This is a genomic window from Dellaglioa carnosa (assembly GCF_026948345.1).
GTDB lineage: Bacteria > Bacillota > Bacilli > Lactobacillales > Lactobacillaceae > Dellaglioa > Dellaglioa algida.
On record NZ_JANXLI010000001.1, the window covers coordinates 269,905 to 285,126 of the forward strand.

The following is a 15,222-nucleotide window of genomic DNA, read 5'->3' on the forward strand; positions in this document are numbered from 1 at the left end:
TTAAACACATAAAAACAAGCCAAAATTCTGAATCGAATTTTGGCTTGTTTTTATGTTAAACGATAACTAACATTGGTAAAATCATTGGTTTACGTTCAGTTTGTTCATATAAAAACTTCTGTAAGTCATCAACAATAGCATCATTAATCATGGCTTCTGTAATTTTATCATTTTTTAGTAAACGACTCATAACACGGAACAAACGACGGCGTCCTTGGTTAATTAATTCACCTGACTCACGCATGTAGACGAAACCACGTGATAGTAAATCTGGACCCGCTTGAATTTCATGTTTCTTCATATCAATAGTTGCGACAACGACAACGAGTCCTTCTTCAGAAAGAACTTGTCGATCGTTTAAGACCGCACTACCGATGTCACCAATACCCGATCCATCTACGTAGATATCATCGGCTTCAAAGTGGCCAGCGATTCTGGCAGAATCACTCGTTAATGCTAGAACGTCACCATTTTCCATGATAAAGCTATTTTCTTTTGGAACACCAATTTGTTCAGCTAGTCCGGTATGAATTTTAAGCATTCTGTATTCACCATGGACGGGAACGAAATACTTAGGCTTCATCAAACTAAGCATTAATTTTTGTTCTTCCTGACCACCATGACCAGAAGTATGGATATTATTAACTTTACCATGAACAACTGTTGCACCGGCTTCTGAAAGTTCATTGATTACATGGTTAACACTGATTGTGTTACCAGGAATTGGTGAACTTGAGAATACAACGGTATCACCAGGTTGAATAGATACCTGACGGTGAGTTCCATTAGCAATACGGCTAAGCGCAGCCATTGGTTCTCCCTGTGATCCAGTACATAAAATTAGGATCTCGTTAGCGGGTAACGAATTGATATCACGTGCGTCAATTAAAGCGTCATCCGGAATGTTTAAGTAGCCTAATTCACGACCATTTACAATTGCAGCTTCCATACTACGACCAAAGACCGCAATTTTACGACCTTTGGCAACAGCAGCTTCTGCAGCTTGTTGTACTCGAGAAATATTCGAAGCAAAGGTAGCGAATATAATACGACCTTCACCTTTTTCAAAAATTCGTCGAATTGATTTACCAACAAATCTTTCTGATTTTGTGAAATTAGGAATCTCAGCATTTGTACTATCTGATAGTAAACAGAGCACACCATCTGCACCCAGTTGAGCCATTCTTTGTAAATTAGGTGGCTGATTAGTAACAGGTGTCAGATCAAATTTGTAGTCCCCAGTGACTACAATATTACCAGAAGGTGTTTTGATTGCGACACCTAAAGTATCTGGAATTGAATGAGTTGTTCGGAAGAAAGAGACGCTTGTTTTTCTAAATTTAAGAATTGTGTCTTCTTCAATTTCGTGCATTTCTGTTGTGGCAAGTAACCCGTGTTCTTCTAATTTTCCCTTGATTAAAGCTGAAGCCAGGGGCCCAGCGTAAATTGGAACATTAATTTGTTTTAGTAAGTAGGGGATACCACCAATATGATCTTCATGACCATGGGTGATAACCAATGCTTTAATTTTCTGCTGGTTAGCAACCAGATACTGAAAATCAGGAATAACATAGTCGATTCCTAATAACTCATCCTCTGGAAACTTAATTCCTGCATCGACGATGATGATTTCATCTTGGAATTGAATACCGTACATATTCTTACCAATTTCACCTAACCCGCCGACTGCAAAAACACCAGTCTCATTATTTTTAACATTTATCTTTTTCATTCAGAAAACTCCGTTATTTCGAAAGCCGGGTTTTCTTTTTCGTATGCTAAAGCTTTTTCTGATAATGTTTCAATGAATTCAATATTGTGAGTGGTTTGTTGACCAACAATGCTTTGAGCTTCAATTTCAGAACCTGCTTCGAGGAAAAGCGACTTTGTTTCTTCTCTTTGTGGATTTCTATCCTGTGTTTCTTGGTAATATACTTTAAAAATCATTTGTAAAACTCCTTTAAATTAAATTGATATCATTTGATTAAATGACTCGGAAATGGAAATTAGAAACCGAACTGGGGGTTGTTTGCACAACATATAATTTATATTTTATCATATATTATTATTTAAGTATAGAATAGCACGGGTTGAATGGGCCCATAAGCGATAAAATAGATAAAACATGTTATAATTATGTGGAATCTTGGCATAGGAAAGGGCGTGTTTCATGATGTGGACGATAGTTGTAATGACAATGATAATAGTTCTAATTATTATCATTATTTTGAATTATGGTCGATTAAAAAGGAACCGAAAAATTGCCGTTTTTAAAATTGAAAGCAGACGTATCACTGATTCTGCAGTTAAATTTGCTTTAGATCATCTTCATAGTAATAAGTATGGAATTGAATCTCATATTTTAAAAGTGACGGAGATTGTTTCAAAGATTTGGGGTAAAAAGGTCATGGTATTTGAATATCAATTCAAAATGACAAATCCTTCAAAAGAAAATATCGAAAAAATAAGGGGAAAATTCTCAGATTCGTTTGAAGAATTTGAGATGATGGATCTCATTAAAAAGGACGTTGGGGCTGTGTCAGCGTTTGAAATCACAGATTTGTGGTATCTGGACGGCCTTTTACATTTAGACGTTGCCTATTTAGTTAATGATGAGACCGTTATGTACACTAAAGATTTAAAAAAAGTCTAGTTGATAATAGCGATACTAAAATGCAAATAAAAAAGTTTCATCAATAATTAAATCATTGATGAAACTTTTTAACTAATTATTCAAGCATAATTGCATCGTTTGGAATCGCAAAAGGTTTATCGTTATTAATATGGTCAAAGAATAAGATACCATTTAAATGATCGATTTCGTGTTGAACCACGATTGCTTCGTAATTCTTCAAGCGAATCTTATGTTGAACGCCCTCAATGTCGAAGTAACGCAGTGTAATACGATCAGCTCGCGGAACATATCCAGGCACATCTCTGTCCACTGATAGGCAACCTTCACCTTCTGATAGGGCAGCGACTTGAACTGATTGACTTAAAATAGTTGGGTTGATTAACACCTGTTTAAGTGAGGGTTCTTCACCTTCTGGTCCAGGAATTAGTACAGCAGTCATTCGTTTTGAAATGGCTAGTTGTGGTGCAGCCAAACCTACTCCAGCACGTAAATGATATTTTTCAGCTATTTCTTCATCTTGGCTATTTTCTAAAAATTCCATTAAATCGTGCGCTAGTTGTTTATCGTCATTTGAAAGCGGGAAAGTCATCTCGCTTGATCGGGCTCGTAAAATTGGATTGCCTTCACGAATGATGTTTTTCATTGTAATTTTAATCAAAATGCTACCTCCAAATTAATATTCTACCGTACATTGTAGCATAAAATAATGATGTCCGTGGTGCATTTGGAAATTAGAGATATGTTTCACTTCTTTTAGTTTTTTAAAGAATGTTGTAAAATGAAGAAAATATGAATCTTAAAATCTTAGGTTAACTACATTTAAATTTAAGGTACATTAGAAGTAACCTAAGTAAATTAAAAAGGAGTTTAAGTATTTATGAATAATAAAATTAATTACCCGTTGGAATCACACTGGACAACCGACGAAATTATTTCTGTTAGTGAATTTTACAAATCGATAGAGTTGGCAAATTCTACTGGCATTGATCGTGAAGAGTTACTATATAATTATCGTGAGTTCAAAAAAATTGTTCCTTCTAAAATGGAAGAAAAACAAATCGGTAGGGCTTACGAAGATGAATCAGGATTTAGTATTTATCGGACAATTAAATTTGCACGCGAAAATACGAGAGATACCATAAAAATAAACCAATAGGGGAGGTAGACGGTTTGAATATTGATGAAGTTAATCACCAAGTTAAAGGTTGGTTAAAAGAAGCGCGTGAAAATATCATACACGCATTTGGTAACCCATTATCTGTAGAGACAAAAAGTAGCCGAGTTGATCTTGTAACTAATATGGACAAACAAACTGAAAAATTTTTAGTTAATAAGATTCGCGAGTTTGATCCAAATGCAAAAATCCTTGGTGAAGAAGGCTTTGGAGATGACATTGCTAATTTGGATGGAACTGTTTGGATTGTTGATCCCATCGATGGCACAATGAATTTTGTTAAGCAGAAAGATCATTTTGCGATTATGATTGGTATTTATGAAAATGGAATTGGAAAATTAGGGTTTATTATGGATGTTATGAACGATGTTTTATACTCTGGTGGCCCAGATAATGGCGTTTTTGCTAATGAAAATAAACTTGAAAAACCTGAAAATACATCATTAAAGGATGGGCTTTTGGGCTGCAGTTCACCTATGTTAATGATGGACTACAATCACCTTCAGACAATTGTTAAGCATAGTTCTGGTGCTAGAGTTTATGGTAGCGCTGGAATTGAGTTTATACATATACTTCGAGGACAAGAGATTGGGTATATTTCGCACTTAAAGCCTTGGGATTTTGCTGCTGGTAAAATTTTGGCGGAAGCTCTTGGTATCACCGTTAAAACAATTGACGGGTCAGAGCTTGATATGTTACAATCAGCAAATGTATTAATAGCAACGGAAAACGCACAAGAGGACATTTTAAAACTACTCAATAGTTTTTAGTAGAATCGCGTTGTGGCTGTGACTAACAAGTCGCAGTTTTTTTATGCGATTTATTTATGAAAAAGTATGAAAACTTTTAGTAAGTGTGTTAATTGTCTGCTATAATAGTGAACTGTAGTTATTATTCGTAAAAATATTAGGGATCCAACGAAAGGAAGAACAAACTTGAAAACAAGAGATGACATTCGCAACATCGCGATTATCGCCCATGTCGATCATGGTAAGACGACATTAGTTAATGAATTATTAAAACAATCTGATACATTGGACGGCCATTCAGAAATTAGCGATCGTGCTATGGATACCAATGATATTGAAAAAGAACGTGGTATTACAATTTTATCAAAAAATACTGCTGTTAGAGTTGGCGACAAACAAATTAACATTTTAGATACACCTGGACATGCCGATTTCGGTGGTGAAGTAGAACGTATCATGAAAATGGTTGATGGTGTTTTACTTGTTGTTGATGCTTTTGAAGGAACAATGCCACAAACACGTTTTGTTTTGAAAAAAGCTTTAGAACAACAATTAGTACCTATTGTTGTTATCAACAAAATTGACCGTATGGGCGCTCGTCCACAAGAAGTTGTTGATGAAGTACTTGATTTGTTTATCGAATTAGGTGCTGATGAAGCTCAACTTGATTTCCCTGTTATCTATGCTAGTGCATATAACGGTACATCAAGCATGGATCCAGATATTGAAACACAAAAACATTCTATGGACGACGTTTTTGAAACAATTATCAATACGATTCCTGCACCAATTGATAACAGTGACGAACCATTACAATTCCAAGTTTCAATGTTGGATTATAATGAATATGTTGGTCGTGTTGGTATTGGCCGTGTATTCCGTGGAAAAATTGCTGTTGGTGATCAAGTTTCTGTTATTAAACTTGATGGTTCAGTTCAAAATTTCCGTGTCTCAAAACTTTTCGGTTTCTTCGGTTTAGACCGTGTTGAAATTGAAGAAGCTAAAGCTGGTGATTTAATTGCCGTTTCAGGGATGGATGACATCTTCGTTGGGGAAACTGTAACACCAGTTGATCATCAAGAAGCCTTACCATTGATGCGTATTGATCCACCTACACTTCAAATGACATTCAGAACGAATGATTCACCATTTGTCGGACAAGATGGTAAAAATATTACTGCACGTAAGATGGAAGATCGTCTTAAATTACAATTGCATACTGATGTTTCATTAAAAATTGAAGATACTGACTCTCCTGATGCTTGGGTTGTTTCAGGTCGTGGGGAATTACATTTATCAATCTTAATCGAAACTTTACGTCGTGAAGATTATGAAATTCAAGTTTCACGTCCAGAAGTTATTTATCGTGAACTTGACGGTAAAATGCAAGAACCATTTGAAAGTGTCCAAATTGATACACCTGATGAATATTCTGGTGGTGTTATTGATACAATGGCACAACGTAAGGGTGAAATGATTAACATGGAGACTGGTAACAACGGTCAAACTCGTTTAACTTTCTCAGCTCCTACACGTGGTTTAATTGGATATGATTCACAATTCCTTTCAATGACTCGTGGATATGGTATCTTAAATCATACATTCTCTGAATACAAACCTGTCATCCGTAATTGGGAACCTGGTCGTCGTAATGGCGCATTAGTTTCTATTAATTCTGGAAGTGCAACAACATATTCAATCATGAGTATCGAAGAACGTGGTACGATTTATGTAACACCAACTACTGATATTTATGAAGGAATGGTTGTCGGTCAAAGTAGCCGTGAACGTGATATTTCTGTAAATATTACTAAAGGTAAAGCAATGAGTAATGTTCGTTCTTCTAATAAAGATCAAACTGCCTCAATTAAAAAACCAACAATTCTTACACTTGAAGAATCATTAGAATTCTTGAATACTGATGAATTATTGGAAATCACACCAAATAACTTACGTTTACGTAAACGTATCTTAGATACAAATATGCGTGAAAAAGCTCAAAAACAACGTAAAACAGATTCTAAAAAAGGTTAATTTAAGAGGAGTTAAAAATGATTAAGTTCATTTTTAACTCCTTTTTTTGTTCATGATAAATAGTAATATATGGTATACTGTTAGAAGTCACGGGAGGAGAAAATCGATGATAAACAACATTTCTAAAGAAGATGCAATGGCGATTCTAAAAGAAGATGCGGTTAAAATAAAAAACCTTGTCAATAAGCAACGAGACACATTGTGTTTGTTAAGTTGTCCTGCGTTTGAAGAAGTCGTTGATACTCAGTTGTTCGGTTTTTCTCGTGAAGTAAACTTTGTGGTGAGATGTGCACTCATTGAGGAGAAGGCTGGCAAGAAGTTAATTGAAGATCTCGAGTCAGACCTTAATGGTCATTTTCACGCTGAATTTTAAAAATCAAGAAATAAGTTGGATTAAAAATGCAAATATTAAAAAGAATGACTCAAAAATTACAGTATCTCGATTACTATATCTTCATCCCATACCTTATCTTATCTGGGATTGGGGTAGTGATGGTATATTCCGCCAGTTCCTATAAGGTTCAAATGGCAGGTGGTGATCCAACAACATACCTAAAAAAACAATTACTTTTTGCAATTCTGGGTCTAATGGTTGTCTTTTTCATATACGCCATTAAAGTTAATTTTTTTAAAAGTTCCAAATTTATAGTTACGTTTGGTGCGGTGTCAATCTTGTCGCTTGTCTACGTAGTAGCGAGTGGAAAAACGGTTAATGGCGCCGCAGGATGGATAAACCTTGGTATTTTTAATGTACAACCCGCGGAAATTAGTAAGATTTTTTTGGTTTTGTTTATGGCACAGCAAGTAGCATTTCGTGAAAATAAAGAGTTGAGTTACGATAGCAGGTATAAGCGTCGATTTATTTATGCAGTTGCGGTAGCCTTACCCTTATTTTTAATTTTGATTGAACCGGATGTTGGTGGATTTATTATTAATGCGAGTGCCGTCTTAATTATTATTTTAGCCAGCGGGTATTCTATCGGAATAACCACTTTAATTTCAGTCGGAGGAATGGGCGGATTGATGTTACTTTTGTCAAAGTTAAAATCTGTTTCCCCTGATTCCGGAGGTCCATTGGCATACATGGCAGGACGATTTGTTGGATTTAGTGATCCATTTAAATATCAACAGTCAAGTGGACAACAACTGGTTAATTCGTATTATGCGTTAAGTAATGGTGGTATTTTTGGAGCTGGTTTAGGGAATAGTATCCAAAAACGTGGTTATTTACCCGAACCATACACTGATTTTATCTTAGCAATTACGGGAGAGGAACTAGGACTTTTGATGGTCTTGTTCATTTTAATCTTGATTTTTGGCATGATTGGACGAATCGTTTTTATCGGATCTAAAAGTAAAGAAACGTTCCATACTCTTTGTTGTTATGGTATTGCAACGTTTATGACAGTACAAACTGTTTTTAACGTTGGTGGTATTTCAGGGATTTTACCTATCACGGGTGTAACATTCCCATTCCTTAGCTATGGTGGGTCAAGTATGCTTATCTTAAGTTTTTGTGTGGGATTAGTTTTAAGCATATCGGCTTTGAGAAAAAAAGATTTAGTAAATAGTAAATAGTAAATAGTAAATAAAAGGAGGTCATAACTAGATGCTTGATGAAGAAAATGAAACTAAATTAGTGATGCAGAAAAGGCAAGGCGTTATTGTTTTTTTATATCATATGAAACAAATTAAGCAATTGAAACGCTTTGGAATTATTCAGTACATTTCGAAAAAAATGAAATATGTTGTCATTTATATGAATCAAGAAGACCTACCTGAAACGGTAAAAAAAATTCAGAATTTGAAATTTGTTAAGAAGACAGAAGTTTCCCATCGTCCGGACATCGATATGGATTTTGGATCTCGTATGGGAGAAAAAGCGTTTAAGCTAACAGATGAAGATCAAGAAAAATTTAAAAATAAAAGTGAGTAAAAAATTATGAGAATAATTTCAGGCGAATACGGCGGCAGAAAGTTAAAAGCAGTTCCTGGTATGGCAACAAGGCCAACAACGGATAAGGTTAAAGAATCAATGTTTAATATTATTGGGCCCTATTTTGATGGGGGTAAATCTTTAGACCTGTTTGCAGGTAGTGGCGGACTCAGTATTGAGGCCGTGTCCCGAGGAATAGGACACGCAACTCTTATTGACAGGCAATATCAAGCAATTAAAACAATCAACGATAACATTGCCATTACGAAAGAAATAGATAAATTCACGGTTTATAAACAGGACGCTGATAAGGCTATTGGACTCTTAAAAGGACAAGAATCGTTTGATTTAGTTTTTTTAGATCCGCCTTATAAAACGCAAGAAATAATTGATACTATTCAGAAACTTGATAGTAGTGCGCTTTTGAATAGTCAGGCATTAATTATTTGTGAAACAGATCAACACGCTAAACTACCTGATGATATTCCTGGATTTAGTTTGTTTAGAAGACAAAATTATGGTATCACTCAGGTTACAATCTACCAAAAGGAGAACTAAAATGAATGCAGTTTTTCCGGGAAGTTTTGATCCATTAACAAATGGACATTTAGATATTATTGTTCGTTCAAGTCAAGTTTTTGATAAAGTTGTTGTCGCGGTTATGACAAATACTAGCAAGAAAGCAATGTTTACGGCAAATGAAAAAGTTGATTTAATTGGTGAAGCTATTTTTAAATTACCAAATGTAGAGGTGGTTGCCGTTGAATCAGATTTAACAATTAATTTAATGCATAAATTAGATTCTAAAATAATTATCCGTAGCGTAAGAAATAATGCAGATTTTGAATACGAAAAAGATATTGCATTAATGAACAAGGAGCTCGATAGCACGGTTGAAACAATCTTAATGTTGGCAAATCCAAAGTTCGCTCATGTTTCATCCAGTTTAATGAAAGAAATTTTTAAATTTGATGGTGATATATCAAATATGGTGCCACTTCATGTAAAACAAGCTATGCTTGAAAAGCGTTATGAAAAATAATTTATTTTGGATTCGTTATAAACGTTCGATTCTCGTGGCTTTTGGCGTATGTGTGTTGACATTTGTCATGTTATTGCCCTTGCCTTATTACATTGAATCACCCGGGACCGCAGAATCTGTTGGTGACCATTTAGTTGTAAATCATAAAAAAGATAACAAAAATGGTGATTTCTTGCTGACAACAGTTTATGTCCAGAAGGCTAGTCCACTAACGCTGTTGTACAGTAAACTATTTGGTAAATACGATGAAATTCTGAACGAGAACGAAGTAACAGGTGGTAGTTCAAATCAAGAGTATGATGTTTTACAAAGATATTATATGACTGATTCAATCAATCAAGCTAAATTTGTGGCTTTTAAGGCAGCTCATAAAAAAGTGTCCTTAGAGTTTCAAGGCGTTTATGTCATGTCCGTTTTGGAAAAATCTAATTTTGACCATGTTCTTAAGTCGGGTGATGTGATAACTAGCATTGATAATAAAAAATTTGCCAGTGAAAAAGGGTTTATATCGTATGTTAGTTCTCAAAAAAATGGTCAAAAGGTATGGGTTGAGTTTAAACGTAAAGGTATTTCAAAAATGGTTACAGGAAAACTGATACCTTTAGATAAGACTAAAAAATCGGGGTTAGGAATAACTCTAATCAATAAAACTGATGTTGAAACGGAAATACCGGTTAAGGCTAACGTTGCATCGTTGGGTGGTCCATCAGGCGGATTAATGTTTACTTTACAAATTTATGCCCAACTGATGGATGTTAATATTAGACATGGACAAAAAATTGCTGGGACTGGAACGATGTCTTCTAACGGTGAAGTAGGAGACATTGGTGGGATAGATAAGAAAATTGTTGCGGCGGATAAAGAAAATGTCTCAATATTTTTTGCGCCTAATAATGAACTTTCAAGTGCCGAGTTAAAAAGTGACCTTAATGCGTTAAATAATTACCAATTAGCGAAAAAAACGGCTGAACAAATTGGATCTAACATGAAAGTTATTCCTGTAAAAAAATTTAGCGATGCACTAAACTATTTAGAAAATGTAAAAAACAGTTCTCATTAATAAGTGAGAACTGTTTTTTTGCGTATTTAATAGTGAACGGGAGGTGAATAAAATGGATCGAATTAAAGAGTTTTGAACTGAACATCAGCGAGTAGTCATAGGTTGCGTTATTGCCGCAATTATAGGCACAATCTTTTTACTTTTTACGCTACATGAAAATGGTACAAAAAATGAGTTAACGGTATCTGCTATCTCTAGTGTGACATCATCTAGTTCAGAAAAAAGAAGCAGTAATCATGAGGGGTCTTCAGATGGCGCAAAAATTGTTGTTGATATTAAAGGAAATGTAAAGAGTCCGGGTATTTATACAATGAGAGTTGGAATGAGGATTAGTCAAGCAATTGATTTAGCAAGTGGATTTCTGTCCAGTGCGGACCAAAAACAGATTAATTTAGCTCAAAAGGTTACGGATGAGATGATTATTTATGTACCAGCAAAAGGAGAAATAAAATCAAGTCCAGCAGTAATGAATGCCGGGCAAAGTTCTTCTGGAGTAAACGCAGAGTCTACCTCAAATGGTAATGAAAAATCGAATGGCGGACAAACGGTCAATCTAAATACCGCAACAAAAGAGCAACTGCAAGAATTGACGGGAATTGGGCCTAAAAAAGCAGAACAAATCTTACAATATAGAGAAGAACATCAATCATTTAAAACTACAGATGAAATAAAAGAAGTTGGCGGTATAGGAGACAAGACATTTGAAAGTCTAAAGGACTCATTATCTGTCTAACTTCTTTTACTAACTTATTTTTGATATACTATAAAAAAATGAAAGAAGGAAATGCATAAATGGCTGATAACAGAATTCCTTGGGACCAATATTTCATGACGCAAGCAGCGTTATTATCACTAAGAAGCACCTGTGAACGATTATCTGTTGGTGCGATACTCGTTAGAGATAAACGCATTATTGCAGGCGGGTATAATGGAGCCGTTTCAGGCGATGTGCACTGCATAGATGAGGGATGTTATCTTGTTGACGGTCACTGCGTTCGAACAATCCATGCAGAAATGAACGCTGTTTTACAATGTGCGAAGTTTGGATCAGTAACTGATAATTCAGAAATTTATGTTACAGATTTTCCTTGTTTACAATGCACGAAGATGCTTCTCCAGTCGGGTGTTAAAAAGATTCATTATTTACGTAATTATCACAACGATGATTACGCTATTTCTTTACTGGAAAGAAATCATGTTAGTTTTGAACAAGTTAAGGTTGATAAAAATTATATTGAAGAAATCGTTCTGAATAAAATCTTTTCCGAATAAAGTCAATTGAAGCAGTTGATCTATTTTTTGTAACGATACTTGTGGGACTAGTGAGCGTGTGGATGGTTACTTTTAATCTAATTTGGATTATTCTTATTGTTATTATTTTTATCCGAATCATCACATTGAAACGTGCACTTACTATTTATATTTGTTGCGCTTGTATGATTGGTTTTGGGATTTATTTTTATGGGAACACACAAGAAAACCAGAAACAAATACCGATTGAAAAAGAAATGCATGGCGTTGCAATAAAAATTTATCCTGATGATTACTCGACAAATGGAGATTTAGTTAGTTTTGAAGGTCAAATCGTTTCTGATTCACAGAAGATTCGAGGGTTTTATAATTGTAAAACTCAGGCCGAACTTAATCGAATTAAACGTAACCAACAAACACAAATAATTAACGCCGACGTTAAAATACAAATGATAAAACCGCCAACAAATGAGAACGAGTTTAATTATCAAAGTTTCATGCGTACTAAATCTATTTATAATGGGTTAACCGTTGTAAAAGTTAACGGTAAACTAAGTAATCATGGAACATTTTCGATTGAAACTGTCCTGAACCAGTTACATGAAATACGTGCACACTTAAAAAGTTATTTTAGCTCGTTATCAAGCCCGCTAGATAAATTTTTAAACGCCTTAATAATTGGTGATAAAACGCAAGATTTTAATCAAGATTTGGATTCAGTTAGACAGTTAGGATTAATTCATCTTTTCTGTTTATCGGGGTTACACGTGTATTATTTTGTGATGCTGATAGGGACACTAGGAAATTGGTTGTTTATCCCAAGAGAGACGATGAATAAATTAGTTCTTTTATTACTACCGTGTTATTTAGTCATTGCAGGAGAATCAAGTAGCTTACGACGCGCAATTTTTATGTGTATGGTTCAAATCATCTGTGAATTAATGAGTAAGCCCGTTCAAGGAATTATTATCTGGTGCCTCGCCTTATTAATAGGTCTACTGATTGAACCTCAGCTACTATTAACCTTTGGGGGACAACTTAGTTACTTGATGTCTTTACTGTTAATTTTTATGGAGAACAAAGGTAATTTTGAATCGGGCGTATGGCTGAATTTGTTTAGTCTACCGTTTGTTTTATTTAACGTGTATCAGTGGAATGTATTATCAATTGTGCTCAGCATATTTATAATTCCGGTCTTTGAGTTTTTAATTTTACCGATTGTGATTTGTGGCGGGATAATAGGTCATCATTTTCAGAATATAACTGAATTAATAAATAATTTACTAAATTTATTTATTAATCTCTGTGAGAAATTGGCCAATTTACCTTTGAACATAACTTTTGGGAAACCAAGCTTAATTGCATGCGTTTGCTTACTAATATGCTCCCTTGCTTGTTACCTTCGTCAGGCAAGTATTAAAAGATGGGTTGTTCTTTTTATGTTATATATGGGTCTATTTTTGTGGATACATTTTCCAATGCGACAAGAAGTTGTTTTCTTTGATATTGGGCAGGGAGATTCAACCTTAATAAGGGAACCGTTTAATCAAAAAATAACGTTAATAGATACCGGGGGTAAAGTTCATTTTAAAATGGATGATTGGCGAACGCGAAAAGAATATCAGACTTCTGGCGAAAAAATCATTGCTAATTATTTATTAAGTCAGGGAATTAGTCATTTGGATTATCTATATTTAACACATCAAGATGCCGATCACATAGGTAATTTTCCATCAATTTTAAAAAAGATTTCTGTTGATAAGGTAGTTGTTCCACTGGGGATGGAGCAATTACCGCAATTTGTTAAAAAAATTAAATCTACTCACGCACCAAAAAAACTGATACCAATAACAGATGCTGGTGAAAAACTAGATTCCGGGTTAACCGTATTACATCCGTTTGTTGCTGGTGCCGGTAAAAATGAAGATTCATTGGTTTTGTTTGGTAAAATTGGGGGATTTAAGTACTTAATTACTGGAGATTTGGATCAAGCAGGTGAGAAAAAAGTGATTCAAAAATATCCCGACTTACAAGTTTCTATCTTGAAAACGGGACATCATGGAAGTAAGACGGCGACTAATCCTTTATTTGTTGAACAGTTGAAACCAAAGTTGGCGATTATTTCTGCTGGAAAGAACAACAGGTATGGTCATCCCCATCAAGAGACACTTGAGACTTTAAAAAAATATCGGGTGCCTTTTGTAAGCACGGCAGAGCATGGTATGATAAGTATTAGGAAGTTTCAGAATAACAAAGAAAAGATTGAAGTTTTTAACAATGAAAAGAGCTGATAGATATGAACTCACAATCAATAATTAAATCCTTATCCCTTGAAAATGTGCAGCCGGTGAATCTTGTATTAGGTAACGAAACATATTTAATGGAGGACGTGAAGAAGGCGTTCACTAACTTAATACCAGAAGAGGAGAGAACGATGAACCTTGGAAAATATGATATGGAAGAGGTCCCACTGGCTAAAGCGTTAGATGACGCAATGTCCGTTCCTTTTTTTGGTGATAAAAGACTTGTTTTTATTCAGAATCCTTATTTCCTTACATCTGATACTAAAAAAAGAAAAATAGAACATGATATTGAAGGTTTTTTAAATTACCTGGCGCATCCTGAGCCAACTAGTATCATGGTTATATTTGCACCATATAAAGAATTGGACGGCCGAAAAAAAGTTAGTAAACAACTAAAAAAATCGAGTCTGATTATTGATAATCAACCATTAAACGAACGTGATACACGGCAATTTATTGCCCAGGAGATGGAAAATAAATCTTTTGAGATTGATAAAAATGCATTAGATTTATTTTTAGAAAGAACAAATTCGGAATTATCAATCATTATGAATGAGTTACCAAAGCTATTTTTATATAATTTTGAGACACATCGTATTACACTTTCATCGGTTGAAAATTTAATTTCTAAGACCTTAGAACAAAATATATTTGATTTAGTGGACGTTGTCATTTCAAATAATATTGAAAAGTCAGTAACTTTATATCATGATTTAATTTTACAAAATGAAGAGCCTATTAAAATCAATGCGATACTACTTGGACAATTCAGATTATTACTTCAGGTGAAGATTTTACAAGATAAAGGTTATTCACAAGGTGATTTGGCAAGCGTTTTAAAAGTACACCCTTATCGAATTAAACTGGCACTTCAGAAAGTAAAAAAATTTAATCGACATGATTTACGGAAAATATATCTAGCGCTAATTGATTTGGAAAAAACAATGAAAACAACGCAACAAGACCAAGAAGGGCTTTTTTCTTTATTTATGCTTAAAATTAATCAAGTAAATGTATAAAAAAACACCCAGTAGATTA

At 34.5% G+C, this 15,222-nt stretch carries 17 protein-coding genes; 14 read left to right on the plus strand and 3 right to left on the minus strand.

The genetic code is table 11. The features are described 5' to 3' along the window. Positions 1-55: 55 nt before the first annotated feature. Positions 56-1,732: a ribonuclease J1 gene (gene rnjA / locus N0K80_RS01300; protein ID WP_057973893.1), complete on the minus strand. Its 1,677-nt coding sequence runs from the start codon at positions 1,730-1,732 to the stop codon at positions 56-58. After that, complete coding sequence (locus tag N0K80_RS01305) at positions 1,729-1,947, minus strand: DNA-directed RNA polymerase subunit epsilon (protein ID WP_112250083.1); 219 nt, start codon at positions 1,945-1,947, stop codon at positions 1,729-1,731. Before N0K80_RS01305 ends, rnjA begins: the two co-directional genes overlap by 4 nt. Before the next feature lie 244 nt (positions 1,948-2,191). Between N0K80_RS01305 and N0K80_RS01310 the strand changes: the two genes are divergently transcribed. Beyond that, entirely contained in the window at positions 2,192-2,653 is a 462-nt protein-coding gene (locus N0K80_RS01310) for a hypothetical protein (RefSeq protein WP_269023538.1), read from the plus strand. A gap of 76 nt (positions 2,654-2,729) precedes the next feature. Here N0K80_RS01310 and def read toward each other — a convergent pair whose 3' ends face one another. Next, entirely contained in the window at positions 2,730-3,278 is a 549-nt protein-coding gene (gene def, locus N0K80_RS01315) for a peptide deformylase (RefSeq protein WP_057973949.1), read from the minus strand. 234 nt (positions 3,279-3,512) lie between these two features. Here def and N0K80_RS01320 point away from each other — a divergent pair, with 234 nt between their 5' ends. From N0K80_RS01320 to holA, 13 genes are all read left to right on the plus strand, one after another. Beyond that, positions 3,513-3,791: a UPF0223 family protein gene (locus N0K80_RS01320; RefSeq protein ID WP_057973896.1), complete on the plus strand. Its 279-nt coding sequence runs from the start codon at positions 3,513-3,515 to the stop codon at positions 3,789-3,791. Between the two features lie 14 nt (positions 3,792-3,805). Then, the gene (locus tag N0K80_RS01325) at positions 3,806-4,579 is read left to right on the plus strand and encodes an inositol monophosphatase family protein (RefSeq protein WP_146342212.1); all 774 of its coding nucleotides are present in this window, start codon (positions 3,806-3,808) and stop codon (positions 4,577-4,579) included. Positions 4,580-4,744: 165 nt separating this feature from the next. Then, the gene (gene typA / locus N0K80_RS01330) at positions 4,745-6,592 is read left to right on the plus strand and encodes a translational GTPase TypA (RefSeq protein ID WP_057973898.1); all 1,848 of its coding nucleotides are present in this window, start codon (positions 4,745-4,747) and stop codon (positions 6,590-6,592) included. A 106-nt stretch (positions 6,593-6,698) separates the two neighbouring features. Continuing rightward, positions 6,699-6,965, plus strand: a complete 267-nt coding sequence (locus N0K80_RS01335; RefSeq protein ID WP_057973899.1) for a DUF1507 family protein — start codon at positions 6,699-6,701, stop codon at positions 6,963-6,965. Between the two features lie 44 nt (positions 6,966-7,009). Then, positions 7,010-8,170 carry an FtsW/RodA/SpoVE family cell cycle protein gene (locus N0K80_RS01340; RefSeq protein WP_269026170.1) on the plus strand — a complete coding sequence of 387 codons (1,161 nt, stop codon included), beginning with the start codon at positions 7,010-7,012 and terminating at the stop codon, positions 8,168-8,170. 31 nt (positions 8,171-8,201) lie between these two features. Beyond that, positions 8,202-8,528 carry a YlbG family protein gene (locus tag N0K80_RS01345; protein ID WP_146342211.1) on the plus strand — a complete coding sequence of 109 codons (327 nt, stop codon included), beginning with the start codon at positions 8,202-8,204 and terminating at the stop codon, positions 8,526-8,528. A 6-nt stretch (positions 8,529-8,534) separates the two neighbouring features. Then, a complete protein-coding gene (gene rsmD / locus N0K80_RS01350) occupies positions 8,535-9,086 on the plus strand; it encodes a 16S rRNA (guanine(966)-N(2))-methyltransferase RsmD (RefSeq protein WP_269023540.1) in 552 nt (183 codons plus the stop codon). Between the two features lies 1 nt (position 9,087). Continuing rightward, positions 9,088-9,570, plus strand: a complete 483-nt coding sequence (coaD, locus tag N0K80_RS01355; RefSeq protein ID WP_269023541.1) for a pantetheine-phosphate adenylyltransferase — start codon at positions 9,088-9,090, stop codon at positions 9,568-9,570. Next, positions 9,560-10,630: a SepM family pheromone-processing serine protease gene (locus N0K80_RS01360; RefSeq protein WP_269023542.1), complete on the plus strand. Its 1,071-nt coding sequence runs from the start codon at positions 9,560-9,562 to the stop codon at positions 10,628-10,630. The genes coaD and N0K80_RS01360 overlap by 11 nt, the downstream gene beginning before the upstream one ends. Before the next feature lie 199 nt (positions 10,631-10,829). After that, a complete protein-coding gene (locus N0K80_RS01365) occupies positions 10,830-11,363 on the plus strand; it encodes a helix-hairpin-helix domain-containing protein (protein WP_269023543.1) in 534 nt (177 codons plus the stop codon). Between the two features lie 59 nt (positions 11,364-11,422). Then, a complete protein-coding gene (locus tag N0K80_RS01370) occupies positions 11,423-11,902 on the plus strand; it encodes a ComE operon protein 2 (RefSeq protein WP_057973906.1) in 480 nt (159 codons plus the stop codon). A gap of 62 nt (positions 11,903-11,964) precedes the next feature. Beyond that, a complete protein-coding gene (locus N0K80_RS01375; protein ID WP_269023544.1) occupies positions 11,965-14,172 on the plus strand; it encodes a DNA internalization-related competence protein ComEC/Rec2 in 2,208 nt (735 codons plus the stop codon). 56 nt (positions 14,173-14,228) lie between these two features. Continuing rightward, a complete protein-coding gene (holA, locus tag N0K80_RS01380; protein ID WP_269026172.1) occupies positions 14,229-15,203 on the plus strand; it encodes a DNA polymerase III subunit delta in 975 nt (324 codons plus the stop codon). Positions 15,204-15,222 lie beyond the last annotated feature (19 nt).

Coding starts and splice junctions, on each gene's coding strand:
- N0K80_RS01345 (WP_146342211.1), top strand. CDS start 8,202: ATGCTTGATGAAGAAAATGAAACTAAATTAGTGATGCAGAAAAGGCAA.
- rnjA (WP_057973893.1), bottom strand. CDS start 1,732: ATGAAAAAGATAAATGTTAAAAATAATGAGACTGGTGTTTTTGCAGTC.
- N0K80_RS01310 (WP_269023538.1), top strand. CDS start 2,192: ATGACAATGATAATAGTTCTAATTATTATCATTATTTTGAATTATGGT.
- N0K80_RS01305 (WP_112250083.1), bottom strand. CDS start 1,947: ATGATTTTTAAAGTATATTACCAAGAAACACAGGATAGAAATCCACAA.
- N0K80_RS01340 (WP_269026170.1), top strand. CDS start 7,010: ATGACTCAAAAATTACAGTATCTCGATTACTATATCTTCATCCCATAC.
- rsmD (WP_269023540.1), top strand. CDS start 8,535: ATGAGAATAATTTCAGGCGAATACGGCGGCAGAAAGTTAAAAGCAGTT.
- N0K80_RS01360 (WP_269023542.1), top strand. CDS start 9,560: ATGAAAAATAATTTATTTTGGATTCGTTATAAACGTTCGATTCTCGTG.
- N0K80_RS01320 (WP_057973896.1), top strand. CDS start 3,513: ATGAATAATAAAATTAATTACCCGTTGGAATCACACTGGACAACCGAC.
- N0K80_RS01335 (WP_057973899.1), top strand. CDS start 6,699: ATGATAAACAACATTTCTAAAGAAGATGCAATGGCGATTCTAAAAGAA.
- coaD (WP_269023541.1), top strand. CDS start 9,088: ATGAATGCAGTTTTTCCGGGAAGTTTTGATCCATTAACAAATGGACAT.
- def (WP_057973949.1), bottom strand. CDS start 3,278: ATGAAAAACATCATTCGTGAAGGCAATCCAATTTTACGAGCCCGATCA.
- N0K80_RS01375 (WP_269023544.1), top strand. CDS start 11,965: ATGGTTACTTTTAATCTAATTTGGATTATTCTTATTGTTATTATTTTT.
- N0K80_RS01370 (WP_057973906.1), top strand. CDS start 11,423: ATGGCTGATAACAGAATTCCTTGGGACCAATATTTCATGACGCAAGCA.